Source organism: Pseudomonas sp. GW823-FHT02E01 (assembly GCF_058797535.1).
The window spans coordinates 55,687-77,601 of sequence record NZ_JBXAJS010000010.1 but is presented as its reverse complement, the minus strand read 5'-3'; the positions used below and the strand labels follow the sequence as shown (position 1 = coordinate 77,601).

The window sequence follows — 21,915 nt, the reverse complement described above, 5'->3', positions numbered from 1 at the left end:
CATTTTTGTCGACTGAACGCATGTCATCGCGAGCAAGCTCGCTCCCACAGGTTTAAGTGCGTCAGCCATCTTCTTCTATATCCAGCAACAGATTCTCCAGCGCCTCGCGGTACTCGCCGGGCTCCTTCCACATTCCCCGTTGTTGCGCCTCGAGCATGCGCTCGGTCATGTCGCGCAAGGCATGGGGATTGTGTTCGCGGACAAAATCCCGGGTGCCCGGATCGAGCAAATAGGCATCGGCCAGCAACGCGTACTGGTGATCGTCGATCAACTGCGTGGTGGCGTCGAAGGCGAACAGGTTGTCGACCGTCGCAGCCATTTCGAACGCCCCTTTGTAGCCGTGACGTTTAACGCCTTCAAGCCACTTCGGGTTGGCAGCCCGGGAGCGGATCACCCGGTTCAGCTCTTCCTTCAAGGTGCGAATCTTCGGCAGGTCCGGCTGGCTGTGGTCGCCATGATAGCTGGCCGCCGCCTCGCCTTTCAGGCTTTCCACCGCCGCGAGCATGCCGCCCTGGAACTGGTAGTAATCGTTGGAGTCGAGCAGATCGTGCTCGCGGTTATCCTGGTTTTGCAGCACCGCCTGTACCTGGCTCAGGCGCTGGCTGAACTGTTCCCGGGCGGCGGTGCCTTCGTCGGAACCGCCGTAAGCGTAGCCACCCCAGTTGAGGTAGACCTCGGCCAGGTCCTCGCGGCTCTGCCACAGGCGACCGTCGATGGCGCCCTGCACACCCGCGCCGTAGGCACCGGGTTTGGCCCCGAATATCCGCCAGCCGGCCTGACGTCGCGCTGCGTCTTCATCGAGCCCCGCCTGCAGCAAGGCTGCACGCTCGGCGCGTACCTTGGCCGCCAACGGGTTCAGGTCGTCCGGCTCATCGAGATCGGCCACCGCTTGCACCGCCGCGTCGAACAAACGAATCAGATTGGCAAAGGCATCACGGAAGAAACCGGACACACGCAAGGTCACGTCCACCCGCGGGCGGTCGAGCAAACTCAACGGCAGAATTTCGAAATCATCGACCCGCTGGCTGCCGGTGGCCCAGACCGGACGCACGCCCATCAACGCCATCGCCTGGGCGATGTCATCGCCACCGGTGCGCATGGTTGCGGTACCCCAAACCGACAAGCCGAGCTGGCGCAAATGATCGCCGTGGTCTTGCAGGTGCCGTTCGAGAATCAGGTTGGCCGACTGGAACCCGATGCGCCACGCCGTGGTGGTCGGCAGGTTGCGTACATCCACCGAATAAAAGTTGCGCCCGGTGGGCAGCACGTCAAGACGACCACGACTGGGCGCGCCGCTGGGACCGGCCGGGACGAAGCGACCGCCAAGCGCGTCGAGCAATCCGCGCATTTCCGCCGGACCGCAGGCGTCCAGCCTTGGCGCGACCACTTCGCGCAGGCTGTCGAGGATGGCTTGCACCTCAGACCAACCCGCCTCCTGTAGGAGCGAGCTTGCTCGCGATGGTGTGTCAGCCACATTGGTGTCGACTGACACACCATCGCGAGCAAGCTCGCTCCCACAGGGGTCAGCTAATGCCTGCGAAATCAGTTGTGTGGCGAACAGTTCGAGGCGTTCGCGGGTATCGCCGGTGGTGCGCCACAGTTCAGTGCTGATCAACGACAAGGCATTCGGTCGTGGTCCAATCCACGGCTCGGCCAAGGCGCAATCAAGCGGATCGAATCCTAGTCCGAAGGCCTTGGCCAGCGCCCGCAGCAGACTCGACTGCGCACCCCGGCCATCGCCCCGTGGAATGCGCAACAGCGCCAGCAAGGTATCGATGCGCAATCGCCCGGTGGGCGATTCGCCGAACACATGCAGGCCGTCGCGGATCTGCGACTCCTTCAAGTCGCACAGGTAAGTGTCGAGCCGCGGCAACCAGATCGCCGCGTCGGCATCGCTGTCGAGTTGTTCGTCCAGTTGCAGTTCACGGTCGATGTGGGTGTCACGCACCAGTTGCAGGATGTCGCGCTGCAACTCTCGGGCGCGGCGCGGATCGAGCAGCTGCGCTTCGTAATATTCGTCGGCCAACAGCTCGAGGTTACGCAGCGGGCCGTAAGTTTCGGCGCGGGTCAGCGGTGGCATCAGGTGATCGATGATCACCGCCTGGGTCCGCCGCTTGGCCTGGGCGCCCTCGCCCGGGTCGTTGACGATGAACGGATAGATGTTCGGCAGCGGCCCGAGCAAAGCGTCTGGCCAGCAATGTTCCGACAGCCCCACGCCCTTGCCCGGCAGCCATTCGAGGTTGCCGTGTTTGCCGACGTGGATCACGCCGTGGGCGCCATAGGTGTTGCGCAGCCAGAAGTAGAAAGCCAGGTAGCCGTGGGGCGGCACCAGGTCCGGGTCGTGATACACCGCGCTCGGGTCGACCTGATAACCCCGGGCCGGCTGAATGCCGACGAAGGTCAGGCCAAAACGCAGGCCGGCGATCATCATCCGCCCGCTGCGATACATCGGGTCGTTTTCCGGCGCACCCCAACGTTCGAGCACCGCCGCGCGATTGGCTTCAGGCAGGGCGTTGAACATCACTAGATAATCATCCATGCCCAGGCTTTGCTGGCACGGACGCAGGTCAAGGGTATCGAGGTCGTTGCTGACGCCGCCCAGTAACTGCTGGATCAGCGCGGTGCCGCTGTCTGGTAACTCAGCCGGTAATGGATAACCTTCGGCATGCAACGCCTGCAGGATATTCAGCGCCGCTGCCGGGGTATCGAGGCCGACGCCATTGCCGATGCGACCGTCGCGGGTCGGGTAGTTGGCGAGAATCAAGGCAATGCGTTTTTCAGCATTGGGCACCCGCGCCAGATCGATCCAGCGCCGCGCCAGTTCGGCAACGAAGTCCATGCGCTCCGGTTGTGGCCGGTAGCAGACTACATCCGACTGACTACGCTCACTGCGCCACGCCAGGTCCTTGAAGCTGATCGGGCGGCTGATGATGCGCCCGTCCAGCTCAGGCAACGCGATATGCATCGCCAGGTCACGGGGGCCAAGCCCCTGTTCGCTGGCGCGCCAGCCGGGTTCGTTGTCCTGGGCGCAAATCGCCTGGATCACCGGGATATTGCGGCGAAACGGGCGCAGATGAGGTGCTTCCGGACTGGATTGAGCGAAGCCAGTGGTGTTCAGAATCACTGAAGCTTCGACTTCATCCAGCCAGTCCTCGACCACCGAGAGGCAGCCGGGTTCTTTCAAACTGGCCAGCGCAATCGGCAATGGATTCAACCCCGCCGCCTGCAAACGCTGGCAAAAAACATCAATGAATGCGGTGTTCGCCGCCTGCAAATGCGAGCGGTAGAACAGCACCGCCGCCACCGGTTGACCCACGTGCCAGTCGGCCTGCCAGTCGCTCAGCGCGGCAGAGTGTTTGTGCGGATGGTAAATCGCCGTACGCGGCAGGATTTGCGGCTCATCCCAGGTGTAATCACGGGCCAGCCAGCGGTTGGCCAGGCAGCGGAAGAAGTCGAGGGCGTTGCCCATGCCGCCCTGGCGCAGAAACTGCCAGAGGCGATCGCGATCCTCGGCACCGACGGTGCTCAAGTCGCTGAGCTCCGGGTCCGGGCGATCATCACCTGGCACCAGAATCAGCTGCACGCCGCGCTGCGACAGCTCGACCAGACGCTCGATGCCGTAACGCCAATAGGCGATGCCGCCGTGCAGCGAGATCAGAATGACCTTGGCGTGGCGCAAGACTTCATCGACGTACAGGTCAACCGAGGCATGGTTCTGCACCTGCATCGGGTTGGCCAGGCGCACGCTCGGGTAATCGTCGGGCAACTGCTGCGCCGCTTCGGCGAGCAGCGCCAGGCTGGAATCACCGCTGCACAGGACCACCAGCTCGGCGGGGGTTTGTCCAAGGTCGGCAATGTTGTCATCCGACACGAAACCGCCGGGCTGGGTCCTGAGCAGGTGCATGGCTTACACGCTGAGCGCGGCGCGCAATTGCGCTTCGAGAACAGTGGCGTCCAGTTTCTGGCCGATCAGCACCAGGCGAGAGACTCGCGCCTCTTCGGCGCCCCACTGGCGGTCGAAATGCTTGTCAAAACGCGTACCCACGCCCTGGATCAGCAGGCGCATCGGCTTGTTCGGAATCGCCGCAAAGCCCTTGACGCGCAGGATGCCGTGCTGGACCACCAACTGGGTCAGCGCGTCCAGCAGCAGGCTTTCGTCGGCTTGCGGCAGTTCGATGGAGATCGAATCGAAGGCGTCGTGATCGTGGTCATCATGATCGTCGTCGCCATCGTGATGATGGTCGTGGTGGCTGTGGCGGCTGTCGATGTGTTCTTCGGAGCCGACACCGAGGCCGATCAGCACGTCCAGCGGCAGGCGACCACTGCTGGCTTCGATGATTTTCACCGCTGGCGGCAACTCTTCGGCGACTTCCAGGCGCACACGGGCCAGGTCCGTCGGGTTGATCAGGTCGGTTTTGTTGAGGATCACCAGGTCAGCGCTGGCCAATTGGTCGGCGAACAGTTCGTGCAGCGGCGATTCGTGGTCCAGGTTCGGGTCGAGTTTGCGCTGGGCGTCGACCTGATCCGGGAACGCGGCGAAGGTGCCGGCGGCCACGGCCGGGCTGTCGACCACGGTGATTACCGCATCCACCGTGCAGGCACTGCGGATTTCCGGCCACTGGAAGGCCTGCACCAGCGGCTTGGGCAACGCCAGACCGGACGTTTCGATGAGAATGTGGTCCAGATCGCCGCGACGGGCCACCAGTTCGCGCATCACCGGGAAGAATTCTTCCTGGACGGTGCAGCACAGGCAGCCGTTGGCCAGTTCATAGACACGGCCGTTGGCTTCTTCTTCGGTGCAACCGATGGAGCATTGCTTGAGGATTTCGCCGTCGATGCCCAACTCGCCAAATTCGTTGACGATCACCGCGATGCGGCGACCCTGGGCGTTGTCGAGCATGTGGCGCAGCAGCGTGGTTTTACCCGAGCCGAGAAAGCCTGTAACGATGGTGACGGGGAGTTTGGCCAGTGTTTTCATCGGATGCCCTATGGCTAAGCTGGCGGGCATACGGGACGACGACCGGCAACGCGCACGCGCGTGCCTGAAGAGTTCGCCACCGGATCACCCCGCCCGGTTGAAAGTGAGAATCTGTGACGAGGCAGGTCTCCTGGCTGACGATGTGCCGGGCTTGAGCCTGGCATTCGCTGCGCCTTCCCGCCGGCCTCATGGATTGAGTCAGCAGTGGCGTGGCAACGAACATCACCGTTCACAGTTGCGGGGGCAGCCGCGGCATTGACCGCGTTCCCTTCTTAGCTTCGACAAACGCCGAAGAACCTCGAAAGCGCAAGGCTACGCATGGTCTTGGGGCGGGTCAATGCTTGCGATCCCTGTGGCGAGGGGGCTTGCCCCCGTTCGGCGGCGAAGCCGTCGCAAATCCAGAGTGCACGCTTTGTCTGGATAAAAGTAAGGGGGCCGCTTCGCAGCCCAACGGGGGCAAGCCCCCTCGCCACAGAAACTCAAACGAGAACCCCTGCCAATTGACGCCCAACCCCCGCCCATGCTCTCCTACACACCTTGTTACGGGTGCCCTTCACAGGGTGAAACGGGAAACCGGTGAATCATGTGCTTTACTCTTAAGCCATGTCAGTCCGGTGCTGCCCCCGCAACGGTAAGCGAGCGAAGCGTCAGATCCACTGTGCCACTGCGGCATGGGAAGGTGATGCTTTCAGGTCCAGGCGCAAGCCTTTGCCCCTCGTGAGCCCGGAGACCGGCCCGCAACACAAAGTGACCAGTACGATCACTGAACCAACAAACCCGCGGTGGGCGGGCGCTGTTTGAAACCTTGCGCGCCTGGTCGTGCGGGGTTTTGCATGCGCTCTTATTCCCCGCTGACAGACCAGAGGGAAACGCCATGTCGATCATCAGCAGCGCCGAACACACAGCCGCAAGCACCACCTCAACCCTGACCCAACGTCTGGCCGCCGCCGTCTGCGCGTCGATCCTGGGCGCATGCCTTGTGTATTTCGCCGGTTTCTCGCACATCGAAGCGGTGCACAACGCCGCCCACGATACCCGTCACAGCTCCGCGTTCCCGTGCCATTGAGAGCTGTCGACATGATCAAGCGTATTGCGCAAACCGCAGGTTTCACCGGGCTGCTGGCCGCCCTGTTGCTGACCCTGCTGCAAAGTTTCTGGGTCGCCCCGCTGATTTTGCAGGCCGAGACCTACGAAAAAGCCGAACCGGCCGCTGTTGAAATGCATGAACACGCCGACGGTGCGATGGCTGCTCACACTCATGATGCACAAGCCTGGGAGCCGGAAGATGGCTGGCAGCGCGTGCTGTCGACCACTGGTGGCAACCTGGTGGTGGCGGTCGGTTTCGCCCTGATGCTGGCCGGCCTGTACACCTTGCGTGCGCCGACCAAAACCTCTCAAGGCCTGCTCTGGGGCCTGGCCGGTTACGCAACCTTCGTGCTCGCGCCGACCCTCGGTCTGCCACCTGAATTGCCAGGCACTGCCGCCGCCGACCTCGCACAACGGCAACTGTGGTGGGTCGGTACCGCCGCCTCCACCGCCGTCGGTATTGCGCTGATCGTGTTCAGCCGTCACTGGCTGATGAAAGTCCTCGGCGCGGCGATCCTCGCCGTCCCCCATGTGATTGGCGCGCCGCAACCGGAGGTGCATTCGATGCTTGCTCCAGAGGCACTGGAAACCCGGTTCAAAATCGCTTCGCAACTGACCAACGTGGCATTCTGGCTGGCCCTGGGCCTGATCAGCGCCTGGTTGTTCCGTCGCAAAAGCGATGGTCAATACAACGCATGACTGACGTCAGCACAGCGCCGACCCTGGTGGTCGGTCTGGGCTGCCAACGGGGCTGCCCCGTCAGCACGTTGCTGGCGCTGCTCGATCAGGCGCTGGAGGCGCACCAGATAGCTCGTCATGAAATCAAGGCGCTGGCCAGCATCGATTCGAAGCGCGACGAACCTGCACTGATCGAACTGGCTCAGCAACTCGGCCTGGAACTGATGTATTTCAGCAGTGAGCAACTGGCCGCTTATGAACCGCAACTCAGCCATCAATCGCAAATCGCGTTTGAACGCACCGGTTGCTACGGCGTTGCGGAAAGCGCCGCACTGGCCCTGGCCGAACAACTGGCCCAGGCCCCGGCAAAACTGCTGATTCCACGACAAAAATATGCCCAGGCAACCCTGGCATTGGCTGGCGCTGCGTAAAAACCGATAATCCCCGCCTTTGATCATGAACATTCTTCATCTGAAGGCCTGTTCAGCCCCTTTTTCCCACAGGAACCGACGATGACCGTCTACTTCATTGGCGCAGGTCCCGGCGACCCCGAACTGATCACCGTCAAGGGCCAGCGGCTGATTCGCAGTTGCCCGGTGATCATATATGCCGGCTCACTGGTGCCGGCCGCCGTACTGGAAGGTCACTGTGCCGAACAGGTGGTCAACAGCGCCGAACTGCACCTGGAACAGATCATCGACCTGATCAAGACCGCCCACACCAAAGGCCAGGATGTGGCCCGGGTGCACTCTGGCGATCCAAGCCTGTATGGCGCAATTGGCGAGCAGATTCGCTATCTGCGTGAACTGGGCATTGCGTTCGAAATCGTACCCGGCGTGACTGCCGCAGCCGCTTGCGCAGCGCTCTTGGGCGCGGAACTGACCCTGCCGGACATTTCACAGAGCGTGATCCTGACTCGCTACGCCGACAAAACCGCCATGCCACCCGGAGAGGAATTCTCCAGCCTGGCGCAGCACGGCGCGACCATGGCGATTCATTTGGGGGTCAGTCACCTGGCGAAGATCGTCGAGGAACTGCTGCCCCATTACGGCGCCGATTGCCCGATTGCAGTGGTGCATCGAGCGAGCTGGCCGGATCAGGATTGGGTGGTGGGCACGCTGGCAGATATTGCCGGGAAGGTTGAATCGAAGGGATTTCGTCGTACGGCGTTGATTCTGGTGGGTCGGGTGCTGGGCAGTGACCACTTCAGCGAGTCATCGCTGTATCGCGCGGGGCATGCGCATCTCTATCGCCCATAGCGCCCTCTTCGCGAGCAAGCCCGCTCCCACATTTGGAATGCATTCCCCTGTGGGAGCGGGCTTGCTCGCGAAGGCTTCAGTGAATTCGACCCATAAAAAAACGGCGCTCACGGGGCGCCGTTTTTTCAATTCGCAGCGAACACCTTAGTAGTAGGCGTTTTCTTTCTGCGTGTGGTCGGTCACGTCGCGAACACCTTTGAGCTCCGGGATGCGCTCGAGCAAGGTGCGCTCGATGCCTTCCTTCAGCGTCACGTCGGCCTGGCCGCAGCCCTGGCAACCACCACCGAACTGCAGGACGGCGATGCCGTCTTCGACCACGTCGATCAGGCTGACCTGACCGCCGTGGCTGGCCAGCCCCGGGTTGATCTCGGTTTGCAGGTAGTAGTTGATGCGCTCGTTGACCGGGCTGTCGGCGTTGACCATCGGTACCTTGGCGTTTGGCGCCTTGATGGTCAGCTGGCCGCCCATGCGGTCGGTGGCGTAGTCGACAACGGCATCGTCCAGGAAGGCTTCGCTGAAGTGGTCGATGTACGCGGTGAAGCTTTTGAGCCCCAGCGCGGTGTCTTCGGGTTTTTCTTCGCCCGGCTTGCAGTAGGCAATGCAGGTTTCGGCGTACTGGGTGCCAGGCTGGGTGATGAAGACGCGGATGCCGATGCCAGGGGTGTTCTGCTTGGAGAGCAGATCAGCCAGGTAATCGTGGGCGGCGTCAGTGATGGTAATAGCGGTCATGGAAACTCCTCGCAGGCTTGGGCGCAGTTTACGCCAATCAACGCGCCGGACAAAGTCCTAGTATTTTTGTCGGGAAAGATTCCGACAATTCCCCTTATGGGAGTGGTCTTATGTGGCGAGGGGGCTTGCCCCCGTTGGACTGCGCAGCGGTCCCATTTTTTAGGGCCGCTTCGCGACCCAACGGGGGCAAGCCCCCTCGCCACACAAGCTCGCTCCTACAAGGGGATCTGCGGTGGTTCAGAGGTTCTCGTAGCGATTCATGTCCAGCACGCCCTCTTCCACCGGATCGGTTTCGTGGATGTAGCGGCTCAGGTCATGGAAATAAGCCCAGAATTGCGGATGACTGCGGCGTATTCCCCAGCGTTCGACGATTTTCTCGAAGCTGTCGGTGTCCTTGGCGCTTTCCATCGCATCAACAAACGCCGGAACTTGCCCGGCCGGGATGTTGAACATGAAGTTCGGGTAGCTGCTGAGCACACCCGGGAAAATCGTCAGGGTGTCGAGCCCCGGTTGATAGCGCAATGATTCACCGAGCAAAAACGCCACGTTGCTGTGGGCACGGTTACGCAACAGGCTGTAGACCTCACGCTTGCCGCTGCCGGTTTCAATACGCAGCAGCGTGGCCTCCGGCAACTGATCGATGACCTTCAGTCCGGCGGCCGGACGCGAAGTCAGGCGGCTCAATGCCTGCTCGGCACTTTGCAGGTCCGGATCGATGTTTGGCCGCGAACAGTAAGCGCCGTCGCAGCGATTGATCGGGTCGGGCCTTGCATTGAGATCGCCATAACGGGCCAGCAACTGCATGGCAAAGTCGCGTTTGGGGTCCAGCGCGTCAAGCTTCAGCGCGGTCGGCTTGTCGTCGTCGATGGTCTCGTAGTCGAGCCACATCTTGAATTTGCCACTGTTCTGATACCAGTCATCAAGGTAGTCATCCCGGGAGTCGGCGGGCATCAGGCGCAGGAAATTCTGTTCGGCGCCGTTGCGGATCAAGTCGAAATACAAGCGCGTCTGAGCCTGATGGGACAGGTTCCCGAACACATCGAAGTTCACTGCCAGTTGATAGTAGGTGCGCTCCAGCAGCGGATAGTCGAACAGCCATATCGTTTGCGGCACCTCGCCGATCAGGCCTTTGGTCACCGAAGCACTGTCGAAATGGCGGAAGATACTCAGCAACGCATTGTCGTTGCCGGCCCACAGGGTCGACCAGCTCGGTGCTGGTTCATCGGCGTAGCTGTCCCGGCGCAAGGCTTCATATTCGTTACGCTTGTCGCGGTAGTCGTGCCACAGGCTGAGGACGCTGCCGACATCATCGTTCTGCCCCGGCATCGCCAGCAATGGCGTGGCCTGCCCGCGATAATTCGGATCCGTGACATACAGGTCGTGCTCGGGCGCCTGGAACAGCGCCCAGAAATTATCGCGGATCACGTCCGTGGCGATCTGGCCGCGACACACTGGCCCACGAATGAACGTGCGCACAAAGTATTCGGCGTTATCGAGCATGAACTGATAGCGCGCCTGGGCCGGAATCGCTTCGAAAGTGGCAAACGGGTTGGCCCGGCTCTGCGGTCCATAGCCCGGCAATGCGTCGACCTGCCAGTTGCCGCTGTAGAACAGGCTCTTGACCCGCGCCAGCTTCGCCGGACCCAGCGGATAGGTGATGTGGGTCTTGTGCACGATCACGCCCTGTACCGGCCACAGGCGATAGTAAAACTGCGTGCCCGGATCATCGTTCGGGCGACGGGTGTTGATCAGGTCGATCGGCTGGCCGGTCGGGGTGCGCGAACGCACCCACTGGAAGAAATGCCCAGGCTCACCGTCCTTGAAGTAGAGATGGGCCAGGAACCAGTGCTCGTACAGCCAGCGCCCCACCAGGCTTTCCCGGGCTCCCGGCGAATTGAGCAGGTTTTCCCATTGCGCCACCTGCAAGGCTTCCCTGGCGCTGGGCGCCAGCGCCTGCTGATCGATCGGCGCGCCTGCCGCCAGCCAGCGTTGCAGCGTCTGGTACTGCTGGTCGGTCAGGCCGGTCACTGCCAGCGGCATGCCCTCCTTCGGATGCTTGGCGGCGTAGCCGTCGAACTCCCCGGGCATGGCACACATGTTTTCCCGGTTCAGGCCCAGGACGATGTCTTCCGGCAGCTTCGCGTTGGGTTGCAACGGAGTCTTGTGGCCAAGCTCCAGCATCCGCGCCATCAGTGCGGCCTGACTGCCCTGGGCATCAAGCACCGAATAGAAGCCCTTTTGTTGCCAGGCCTGTTTGCCGGAGGCGTCATAGAACAGTCGGGTCGGTGCAACCGCCTGACGGCGGTCACCGTCGTAGACCGGGACTTTGGTTGCGCCACGTGCCGCGCCCTCACCGCTGCCCAGGTTGAGCTGACAGGCGGCGTCATTGCAGGCGTGGCAGGCCACGCACTTTTCAGTGAAGATCGGTTGAATGTCGCGGCTGTAGGAGATAACAGGTGACATGGCAGAGGAAATCGCCGGGCCTTGCGCCAAGGCGCCCCAGCTTAAAAACAGCAGCAATGTGCCGATGACGAAGCGATACGACATGTCCCTGGTCCCGAATCCTGAAAAAACGTCGCGATTCTACCGGTCTGTCACCCTTACCAACATGAACGATATTCATGCAAATTCGAGTCACGCTCCAAAAGCGCACAGGTTTGCTATCATCCCGGCCCTTCGTCATGGCCTTACCGAGTAGTCCAAATGTCCGATCGCAGCGTTCGCCTTCAAGCTCTCAAGCACGCCCTCAAAGAGCGCATCCTGATTCTCGATGGCGGTATGGGCACGATGATCCAGAGCTACAAGCTCGAAGAGCAGGATTACCGTGGCAAACGCTTCGCTGACTGGCCAAGCGATGTCAAAGGCAACAACGACCTGTTGGTACTGACTCGCCCGGACGTGATTGGCGGCATTGAAAAAGCCTACCTGGACGCCGGCGCCGACATTCTGGAAACCAACACCTTCAACGCCACCCGGATTTCCATGGCCGATTACGGCATGGAAAAACTGGCGTACGAATTGAACGTAGAAGGCGCTCGCCTGGCGCGCAAGGTCGCCGATGCGAAAACCCTCGAGAACCCGGACAAACCGCGTTTTGTTGCCGGCGTGCTCGGCCCGACCAGCCGTACCTGCTCGTTGTCCCCGGACGTCAACAACCCTGGTTACCGCAACGTCACCTTTGATGAGCTGGTGGAGAACTACACCGAAGCCACCAAAGGCCTGATCGAGGGCGGCGCCGACCTGATCCTGATCGAAACCATCTTCGATACCCTCAACGCCAAGGCCGCGATCTTCGCCGTACAAGGCGTGTTCGAAGAGCTGGGCGTCGAATTGCCGATCATGATTTCCGGCACCATCACCGACGCCTCCGGCCGCACCCTGTCGGGCCAGACCACCGAAGCATTCTGGAACTCCGTGGCCCACGCCAAGCCGATTTCCGTCGGCCTGAACTGCGCCCTCGGCGCCCGCGAATTGCGCCCGTACCTCGAAGAGTTGTCGAACAAGGCCAGCACCCACGTTTCCGCGCACCCGAACGCCGGCCTGCCGAACGAGTTCGGCGAGTACGACGAATTGCCGTCGGAAACCGCCAAGGTCATCGAAGAGTTCGCCCAGAGCGGCTTCCTCAACATCGTCGGCGGCTGCTGCGGCACCACGCCGGGCCACATCGAGGCCATCGCCAAGGCCGTGGCCGGTTATGCGCCGCGCGAGATTCCGGACATCCCGAAGGCTTGCCGCCTCTCGGGTCTGGAGCCGTTCACCATCGATCGCAACTCGCTGTTCGTCAACGTCGGTGAGCGGACCAACATCACCGGTTCCGCCAAGTTCGCCCGCCTGATCCGTGAAGACAACTACACCGAGGCCCTGGAAGTCGCCCTGCAGCAGGTCGAAGCCGGCGCCCAGGTGATCGACATCAACATGGACGAAGGGATGCTCGATTCGAAGAAGGCCATGGTGACCTTCCTCAATCTGATTGCCGGCGAACCGGACATCTCCCGCGTACCGATCATGATCGACTCCTCCAAGTGGGAAGTGATCGAAGCCGGCCTCAAGTGCATCCAGGGCAAGGGCATCGTCAACTCGATCAGCATGAAAGAAGGCGTCGAGCAGTTCATCCATCACGCCAAGCTGTGCAAGCGCTACGGTGCCGCGGTGGTGGTGATGGCCTTCGACGAAGCCGGCCAGGCCGACACCGAAGCGCGCAAGAAAGAAATCTGCAAACGCTCCTACGACATTCTGGTCAACGAAGTGGACTTCCCGCCGGAAGACATCATCTTCGACCCGAACATCTTCGCCGTGGCCACCGGTATCGAAGAACACAACAACTACGCCGTCGACTTCATCAATGCCTGTGCCTACATCCGTGACGAGCTGCCGTATGCGCTGACCTCCGGTGGCGTGTCCAACGTGTCGTTCTCGTTCCGTGGCAACAACCCCGTGCGCGAGGCGATCCACTCGGTGTTCCTGCTGTACGCGATCCGTTCCGGGCTGACCATGGGTATCGTCAACGCCGGGCAACTGGAGATCTACGACCAGATCCCGGTGGAGCTGCGCGACGCCGTGGAAGACGTGATCCTCAACCGCACCCCGGAAGGCACCGACGCCCTCCTCGCCATCGCCGACAAATACAAGGGCGACGGCAGCGTCAAGGAAGCCGAGACCGAAGAGTGGCGCAACTGGGACGTCAACAAGCGTCTGGAGCATGCACTGGTCAAGGGCATCACCACCCACATCGTCGAAGACACCGAAGAATCGCGCCAGTCCTTCGCCCGCCCTATCGAAGTGATCGAAGGCCCGTTGATGGCCGGCATGAACATCGTCGGCGACCTGTTCGGCGCCGGCAAAATGTTCCTGCCTCAGGTAGTGAAATCCGCCCGCGTGATGAAGCAGGCCGTGGCCCACCTGATCCCGTTCATCGAACTGGAAAAAGGCGACAAGCCGGAGGCCAAGGGCAAGATCCTGATGGCGACCGTAAAAGGCGACGTGCACGACATCGGCAAGAACATCGTCGGTGTGGTGCTGGGCTGCAACGGCTACGACATCGTCGACCTGGGCGTGATGGTGCCGGCGGAAAAAATCCTGCAGGTGGCCAGGGAACAGAAGTGCGACATCATCGGCCTGTCCGGCCTGATCACCCCGTCGCTGGATGAGATGGTCCACGTCGCCCGCGAAATGCAGCGCCAGGACTTCCACCTGCCGTTGATGATCGGTGGCGCCACCACTTCCAAAGCGCACACGGCAGTCAAGATCGAGCCGAAATACAGCAACGACGCGGTGATCTACGTCACCGACGCCTCCCGCGCCGTGGGCGTGGCGACCCAGTTGCTGTCCAAGGAACTGAAGGCCGGTTTTGTCGAGAAAACCCGCCAGGATTACATCGAAGTTCGCGAGCGCACGTCCAACCGCAGTGCCCGCACCGAGCGCCTGAGCTACGGCGCAGCCATCGCCAAGAAGCCGCAATTCGACTGGGCGTCCTACACGCCGGTCAAACCGACCTTCACCGGAGCGCGGGTGCTGGACAACATCGACCTCGACGTGCTGGCCGAATACATCGACTGGACGCCGTTTTTCATATCCTGGGACCTGGCCGGCAAGTTCCCGCGCATTCTCCAGGACGAAGTGGTCGGTGAAGCCGCCACCTCGCTGTACAACGACGCGAGGGAAATGCTGCGCAAATTGATCGACGAAAAGCTGATCAGCGCTCGCGCGGTGTTCGGCTTCTGGCCGGCCAACCAGGTGCATGACGACGACATCGAGCTCTATGGCGATGACGGCAAGCCAATGACCAAGCTGCATCACCTGCGCCAGCAGATCATCAAGACCGACGGCAAACCGAACTTCTCCCTGGCCGACTTCGTCGCGCCCAAGGACAGTGAAGTGACTGACTACGTGGGTGGTTTCATCACCACCGCCGGCATCGGCGCCGAAGAAGTGGCCAAGGCCTACCAGGACGCCGGCGACGATTACAACTCGATCATGGTCAAGGCCCTGGCCGACCGCCTGGCCGAAGCCTGCGCCGAGTGGCTGCACCAGCAGGTGCGTAAAGACTATTGGGGTTATGCCAAGGATGAAGCGCTGGATAACGAGGCACTGATCAAGGAACAGTACAGCGGTATCCGCCCTGCTCCGGGCTACCCCGCCTGTCCGGATCACACCGAGAAAGCTCAGCTGTTCGCCCTGCTCGATCCAGAAGCCCAGGAAATGCGCGCAGGCCGCAGTGGTGTATTCCTCACCGAGCACTACGCGATGTTCCCGGCGGCAGCGGTCAGTGGCTGGTACTTTGCTCACCCGCAGGCGCAGTACTTCGCCGTGGGCAAGATCGACAAGGACCAGGTGCAGAGCTACACGTCGCGCAAAGGCCAGGAACTGAGCGTTACCGAGCGCTGGCTGGCGCCGAATCTCGGTTACGACAACTGAGTGATCAACTGAAAAAAACCTTGTGGGAGCGAGCTTGCTCGCGATAGCGGCGTATCAGTCAACATTGATGTTGAACATCAAGCCCCCATCGCGAGCAAGCTCACTCCCACAGGTGATTTACCTGCTTGAGGCAGCCGTCAGCTCCGCGACCTCCTGTCGGGACAATTCGATCATCTTCGCGTTGCGCGCCGCCCTCTGCTCGAAAAGCTGAGTCAGTAATGCCGCATCGTCAGCGCTTTCAACTTCCTCCTGAACATCCATCTCATCCAGCGCCTTGAACACGTCAGGATGTTTTTCCTTGAGATAACTTTCCCAATAGTCGCGCTGGATCAAGTCTTCAAAGAAACCATCGGACTGCTCTGCGTTGACGATCTCGATGCGCGCGTCCGCCAGTTGTTGAGCGGTCACTCCCGAGGCATAGGTCATGTGTTTCGGTTGCCCTGGCAGCTCCAGGCCGTCCGCCCATCCTTGTGTCAGCCCGATTCGATAGCCTAAGCGTATTTCGGCCTCATCCTGCCCGGTTTGCGCGGCGATTTTCCTCGCGAGGTCGTCGACCTTGTCCAGTCGAAACAGCTGCCGGGATAAATTCAGCAGTGCATGCCCCTTCACACTCGGGCGCCCGACGGGAATATCAAGCAAGGCATTGTGGGTGAAGACTCTGCTTTCCAGCCCACTGAACGTCAGGATTCGACCGTCGACACACGTGCCGTGGGTGCTGGAACTGGCAAACAGGATCTCCCGTAGTTCGGTATTGCTGGCGGCGGCTTCAATGACCGTCCAGACCCGCCGCGTCAGATCGGCGTTAGCCACCCTGAACTCCTGCGTATCCTGCAGTCGCGAAAGCAGGTGAAAGAACGCCGCATTGTCCGGTTCCGCCGCGAGTTGATTCCACATCCCGGTTTTACTGGCCACTTCCTCGGGAGGAAGATGGGTTAACCACGGTGTTTTTTGCTCGGTATCCGGCTCAGTCTCAGGCAGTTCCTCATCCGTATCGATGCCTTCACTGCTATCGTCGCCATCGCCGTTGGCGTCATCGATCAACTCGTCAAGATCGGCCCGCGAGATCCCCAGCACCCTGTCGTGGAAACCCGCTTCACGGTAATCCCTGAGTCGTTCAAGGCTCTCAAGCGACAGGTTGAAGTTGTCGCTCAAATCCGTACCGGCCGTCAAAACGTCATGGTCGCCACTCAGGGCCTGCTCGGGGATCGACGTGATGTCGTTGCCACTGAGATTGAGCGTGCCCAGGTGCTGGCTGTCGAACACCCCGTCCGGCCATTCGGTCAAATTATTGTTGCGCAGATCCAGCGTCTCCAATTGCTCGAAAACGCCGATATCAAAGGTATCCAGTTCGTTGTAGCTCAAGTCCAGCCAGCGCAGACGCTCCAGATTACTCAATGCGGCATACAGCAGCTCGGCATCGTCCATCCGGTTCGAGGACAACTCCAGACGCTCGAGCCTGTCCATGTCACAGACCGGCTCTGGAACGCCATCCAGCCCATTGCCATTGAGGTCCAGGGTTTTCAGGCGGGTGAAGGCCTTGAGGAACCCGTCGGAACCTTGCCGGGTAAGTTTTACGCTCGTCAGTTTCAACGTGCCGACATGCTCGAACGATGCCGGCACCTCAGGCAGGTCACCCAGTTGCAGACCGTTCAGATCCAGCACCGCATCAGCCACCGCGCCCGTGCTGCTCAGACCTTTTTGCCAGCATTCGACGATCCGCAAGGCAGCCTGCCTGCGAATGCTGGAAGATGTCATCCAGCCGTTTCCGCGAGATCCCCGGGTAAACAGCCAGCCATTCAATTGGCGCGTGAGCGATTCATAGGTTTTCTCCCATTCGCCAATTTTCACGCTCGCAGCTTCGCTGCCCTGCATCTGTTCGATCATTTGCAAGGCGTCATCATCGGCGAGTGTCGGTTTCAGCCGTTGCAGGCGCTTTGTCAAAACCGCAACCCCTTCTCCCGCCGGGACTTCCGACAGCGGCAACAATTGACGTGCGATCGAACTGGCGCTTTCGAACGGAGGGAAATCCTGTGGCACCTGCTCCAGATCGAACCGTTCCAGCGCGCCGGCCGGAAGACCTTTGGCCATTTCCATTCGATGTCGAGCCGCATTGCGCGCGGCGACGGCTTGAGGGGTTAAAGGTATGCCCGTGAGGTTGGCCTTGAGCAGCGTCTCATCCGCAAGCGGCTCCGGCAGCGCGTTGACCTTGCTATCCCGCAAGTCCAGCCAATACAGCTCTGGCAGCTCCTGTGCCCCGGTCGGCCATTCTTGCAGCGCCGTGCCACTTAGATTCAAGGACTTGAGGCGGGTCATTGCACTGACATCCAAGGTATTCAACGGGTTGTTGCTCAAGTCCAGGTATTGCAGTGCCTGCAATCCATCAAAAGCCTGCTGAACCCCGGCGTCGCCAACAATCCGGTTATTGGAAAGATCCAGATCAGTCAGTTTTTCAAGATCACCGGGCGCAAAGGGCACTTCGGTCAAACCGCTGCCACTCACGTCGAGTTTTTCAAGCCCGGGAAAACCGCGGACGAACTTGCGAGTCTGCTCGACGGGGGCACTATTACCCTTCAGATACAAGGTTCGTACTTCAGGGAAGGCACCGTCCGGCAATTCTGGAAACTCGCTCAACGCCAGGCTCGGCAGATCCAGTACCGAGGCATCGGCCGTCGAGCCGTAGCGTTTGAATGCGCCATTGCGCCAGCAGATTCTCAGGGCATCTGCCGTCCATGTACGTCCGATGATTTCGTTGGCCGCTGCAGGCATTCGCAGCGCGCGTTGGGACCAGTCCTCAAGATGCCGGTTGAGCTGATGATGCTGCTCACTCAATGCTTCGACGGCGTCGAATCTCGCCCCTGCGTCTTGCCACTGTTCGACAAATTGATTGAATAATCCCGCGGACGGGTCATTGATGCCTTCAGCAAGACGTTTCAACTCGCCCTTGCAGTAATCCCTGACCATTTCTTCCAGATCAACAAGGTGCCGGGGCTGACGCCTGAGATACTCATAGGCCTGCTTGAAGTTTGGGCGCGGCATGTTCGACCAATCCAGCGACAACCCGGACCAGAGTTTTTCATGCCCTTCGAAAATGCCTCCGAGGAATGTACTGATGGCTGTCCCGGTGAGGTTCAGACGTTCAAGACGGGGCAGTTCCAGAACCCCGGTTGGCCACTGATCCATTGACGGCGCGATCACGTCGAGCAGACGCAGATTGCGCAGCCGGCTTACGTCCAACGGCACGGGAACGCCCCAGGTTGAATACACGCTGAGCTCCTCGAGCGCCGTCAACGCACCCAGTCTCGACGGCATGTCTGCGGCGAAGGGCGCGGCTGAATACAGGCTCAGCCCCCTGAGGTCCGGCATGCTGCTCAGCACTTGGGGCACGGTGCCGAAATCGTTGCCCGTGGCATTGATCCGCAGTCTTTTGAGCTTGGGAAAATTCGCCAACAACGCATCGACATTGGCGTCGGTGATGCTTCGACCCCGGACATACAGATCACCCACATGGGAGAAGTCCGCCGACAGCGCAGGGATCGGGTCGTCACAGACCAACTCAAGCAATCTGTAGCGCGGATGCTCCCCGGCCAGCGGCGAATTACGCCAGGATTGCTTGAGGCTCTGCGCGACCGAGGCCTTGCCTCCGAGCATCGACTCCAGGACAGAACCCGCTATCGGCTCGCCGACCCATTGATCGAGCGTCGCCTCGAGGGTCTCCCACTCGCGCATACGCTCCTGCAGGAGGCTATAAATCTGTGCATCGGTTTTACCCGCGCGCAGCTGCGCCAGGATAAACCCATTGGCCTGCTGATCCGTCAGCGCTGGATAGACGTCCTGAACCCGCGACACCAGAGAAGGATTCAAACCTTGCCCGCGCCCGCTGGCGTAGTAGCCCACCCGACGCTCCGTTACGCGTACGGGCGGCTTGAACGCCTTGCCGTTACCGCTGCGCTGTTCCAGCATTTGCGACAATTGCGCCCGATGCTCGAAGGCCGAGTCGATGACAGCCTGCTTCAGATCGACGCTTTGGCCCACGTGTGGAACGCCCAATGCGCGACGGGATTCATCGGGCAATGCGTGCATGATCGAGGCGTAAAAGTTATCGCCGGTGGCGGGCACGCCATTGAGCGTCTCGCCACGCTCATCAAATGCCTGATAGGACGGGCCGTTTTTAACCACGTACTTACGGATTGTCGCGGCCTCGCTACCAATGCCGTCGATGAGCGGACCCTCGATGTGGCCGTCGCGAATCTCCAGCCGCACCTCGCCGGACCACCCCGGCATTTTTTCCAGGGCATGCAGTGCGAGCCACCGGCTGTCAGCGGACAGCGCGGATTCCATGCGCAGGCCAGTGAAAGCCCGGGCCTGACGCCCCTGTTGTGCATACCAACGGGCCTCCTCCAGCATTTTCAGGGGAATTCGACTCGTTGTTTTCAGGCGGGTGAGCTCTTCGGCATTGGCATCGAGCAGAACCCTGCGAGCGGCGGCATTACTCAGCCCCGGGCTGGCGCGTTGCAATTTTTCGAGCAGTGGTCCGCCAATGCCTGGGTCGGCTTCGAACAGCCGCAAGGCGTGGGACAGCTCCGGCGGCGGCGCAAGATGATCCATGTGCATCTTGCGCAAGGCATTGTCCTCGACACCACAGGCCTCGGCGATGTCGAGCAGTTGCTCATCGGAAAAAGCCTCGGTGATATGGCCGATGCGCCGCAGCAGTGTCAGCCGATCCCAGGTCCGGGGACGCTCCAGCGCATGGCGCCAGGCGCCGTGCCCGTTGTGTTCTAGTATGGGTTGCCAGGCGCTGGTATCCGTCGGATGCCGAATGCGCCATTTCTTCAGCGAAGGGTCAAAGGTTGTTTCGTAGACCTTGCCACCCTGCCGAATGAAGGTTTTGCCATTTATCCGGTGCAGCCCCGACGCATCAGGGACTGAATGACGAGGCAGGATGAGGTTGCGTTCGTAACCGCTCAGGTCAGGTTTCCATAAGCGGGTTTTGCCGTCGTCGCGTTTGATGGATTGCAGGCGCTCGACCAGCGGTTCGGGTTTCACCGCCGTCAGCTTGGCCAAGCCTTTGCCCGCACCGGCCATCACCGCGGCCAGCGCCAGATTCTCGGCCACATCGACCAGGTGCGCCTTGGCCGCCGTTCGATCTCCTTCACTCCACTCGATCACCCCCTCAAACGACTCGTACAGCAGCTGACCCGCCATGACCGTCAGCATGATCTCCCCCAGTATCGGCACGAACATCGACACCATGTTCAGGCCCAGCATGCCTAATTCCAGCAGATGATTGAGCTTTTGCGCCCGCACTCGCGCATCGACGTCCGCCGTGGGCACCGCATGGCTGCGTGCGTCGGCGATGACTTTCTTGCGGTTTTGCTCGTAGAGATAAGTCCACAGATCACTGTTGGCGGACCAGATGCCCGCCACGCCTTCGCGAATCATCCCGAATGGATTGAGATAAGGATCTTCGACCGGCTCACGTTTGCCCGCAGGTTCTGGCGGCAGCTCTTTGATGCGGGCGACGGACGACAACGGGGGCACGTACTGGAGGACCTTCAACCAGAATGAATGCAAAGGATCAGTCGGAGAGTCGGCGGCCTTGCGGGTGAACTGGCTGAAGTAATAAGGGCGGTCGGCGTAGGCGACGAACTGGCTGAAAAAGCGCTGGTGGGCGGTCGGCCCGCTGCCACTGGTGGGCAATGCGTCATGGGCGGTGAACTGGCGCTTGAATTCTTCACGCAGCTGCTCAGAAGTATAGCGTTTGAGCGGGTGCTCGGGATCGTGGGGAATGTAGACGATGTAGTCGTTGGTATAACGATATTGTTCACTGATGCTGAACACGACGCAGCCCGTCATCCTGCGCTTCATCAGGTTCAGGTCACGAAACCAGACTGGCCTGCTGCCTACACGGGGATGGACCTCGCCATTAACCACCGAAAGGATCATTGCGTAATCGTCGGGTTCGATTTCTTTTTTCAGCAGCGCCAATTCAGCGGCTGCTCTCATTGCCGCTTTCTGACTGGCAATGAATTGCTCGGACACTGTCGATTTCTTCTGCGCAGCCGTTGCCTGGAAAAACGCCTCGACACGGGTTTGATACTGCGCGCCGATATCCAGCTTGCGGCAGAGTGAGAGGAATTGCGTGACCGACATGTTGAGGGCAGTGACCTCGAACGTACCAGGCGTGGAAGTCTCGACTACAAAGCCCGACCCGCGATGAAAGGCGCCCGCCTCGCATTCGGACGCTTCGAAGTTATGCAGTGCCGCCTGCAACAACGAAAGCTTCATCACCTCGAATGTGCTGATCTCGATTTCAAGATCGCTGACTTCCAGCGCTCGCCTCAGACACACCAGGGTTTTGTTGACGTCGACCTCGACCCCGAACTGATCCTTCAGCGCCTTTTGCAGTATCGGCTCGGCAAAGCTTTCGGCATCTGGCAGCGACGACATGGTTTTGTCGAGCAGGGTCTGGCAAACCAGGCTGTCGTTGAAACGGTCTTTCAGTGCCTGCTGTTGCTCGCGGGAGGCTCGCGTGTACCAGTTCGGCGCGAGCGAGCCGCTGGCTTTTATGGCCGCCCGCCGCTGCGGCGTGGCATCGACCAACCAATCAGGCGTCAGCTGTTCAAGTAGTTCGCGGTGAATGCTGGTTTGGCCCGCAACCAGAGGTTGACGGGGCACAGAGGGGGGATGGGTAGACATTGTGTCGCTCCTGAAAAATGGAACGACAGAACATCATTTCAGTGAACCGTATCTGCGGTAGATAGTTATCGCATC

At 60.7% G+C, this 21,915-nt stretch carries 10 protein-coding genes and 2 riboswitches; of the genes, 5 read left to right on the top strand and 5 right to left on the bottom strand.

All coding sequences use genetic code 11. The annotated features are described in order from the left end of the window. Positions 1-61: 61 nt before the first annotated feature. Complete coding sequence (gene cobN / locus AC1RDQ_RS22750; protein WP_492588189.1) at positions 62-3,904, bottom strand: cobaltochelatase subunit CobN; 3,843 nt, start codon at positions 3,902-3,904, stop codon at positions 62-64. A gap of 3 nt (positions 3,905-3,907) precedes the next feature. Next, positions 3,908-4,978 (bottom strand): cobalamin biosynthesis protein CobW, encoded by a 1,071-nt coding sequence (gene cobW / locus AC1RDQ_RS22745; RefSeq protein WP_057714567.1) that lies wholly within the window; start codon positions 4,976-4,978, stop codon positions 3,908-3,910. A gap of 103 nt (positions 4,979-5,081) precedes the next feature. Continuing rightward, positions 5,082-5,294: riboswitch (cobalamin riboswitch) on the bottom strand. 211 nt (positions 5,295-5,505) lie between these two features. Further along, positions 5,506-5,731: riboswitch (cobalamin riboswitch) on the top strand. 121 nt (positions 5,732-5,852) lie between these two features. Here cobW and AC1RDQ_RS22740 point away from each other — a divergent pair. The 4 genes from AC1RDQ_RS22740 to cobM all read left to right on the top strand — a co-directional run bounded on the left by AC1RDQ_RS22740 (position 5,853) and on the right by cobM (position 8,001). After that, a complete protein-coding gene (locus AC1RDQ_RS22740; protein WP_057714565.1) occupies positions 5,853-6,044 on the top strand; it encodes a CbtB domain-containing protein in 192 nt (63 codons plus the stop codon). Between the two features lie 11 nt (positions 6,045-6,055). Beyond that, positions 6,056-6,763, top strand: coding sequence for a CbtA family protein (locus AC1RDQ_RS22735; protein ID WP_057714563.1), 708 nt, complete (start codon positions 6,056-6,058; stop codon positions 6,761-6,763). Further along, the gene (locus AC1RDQ_RS22730) at positions 6,760-7,173 is read left to right on the top strand and encodes a cobalamin biosynthesis protein (protein WP_102671349.1); all 414 of its coding nucleotides are present in this window, start codon (positions 6,760-6,762) and stop codon (positions 7,171-7,173) included. Before AC1RDQ_RS22735 ends, AC1RDQ_RS22730 begins: the two co-directional genes overlap by 4 nt. A gap of 81 nt (positions 7,174-7,254) precedes the next feature. Then, positions 7,255-8,001: a precorrin-4 C(11)-methyltransferase gene (cobM, locus tag AC1RDQ_RS22725; protein ID WP_492588188.1), complete on the top strand. Its 747-nt coding sequence runs from the start codon at positions 7,255-7,257 to the stop codon at positions 7,999-8,001. Positions 8,002-8,145: 144 nt separating this feature from the next. On the opposite strand, the gene nfuA is transcribed toward cobM, so the two are convergent. Beyond that, positions 8,146-8,730, bottom strand: a complete 585-nt coding sequence (nfuA, locus tag AC1RDQ_RS22720; RefSeq protein ID WP_007912592.1) for a Fe-S biogenesis protein NfuA — start codon at positions 8,728-8,730, stop codon at positions 8,146-8,148. Between the two features lie 237 nt (positions 8,731-8,967). Then, complete coding sequence (locus AC1RDQ_RS22715; protein WP_492588187.1) at positions 8,968-11,277, bottom strand: fatty acid cis/trans isomerase; 2,310 nt, start codon at positions 11,275-11,277, stop codon at positions 8,968-8,970. A 156-nt stretch (positions 11,278-11,433) separates the two neighbouring features. Here AC1RDQ_RS22715 and metH point away from each other — a divergent pair, with 156 nt between their 5' ends. Continuing rightward, positions 11,434-15,144: a methionine synthase gene (gene metH / locus AC1RDQ_RS22710; RefSeq protein ID WP_407516946.1), complete on the top strand. Its 3,711-nt coding sequence runs from the start codon at positions 11,434-11,436 to the stop codon at positions 15,142-15,144. A gap of 117 nt (positions 15,145-15,261) precedes the next feature. Here metH and AC1RDQ_RS22705 read toward each other — a convergent pair whose 3' ends face one another. Continuing rightward, entirely contained in the window at positions 15,262-21,840 is a 6,579-nt protein-coding gene (locus tag AC1RDQ_RS22705; RefSeq protein ID WP_492588186.1) for an NEL-type E3 ubiquitin ligase domain-containing protein, read from the bottom strand. Positions 21,841-21,915 lie beyond the last annotated feature (75 nt).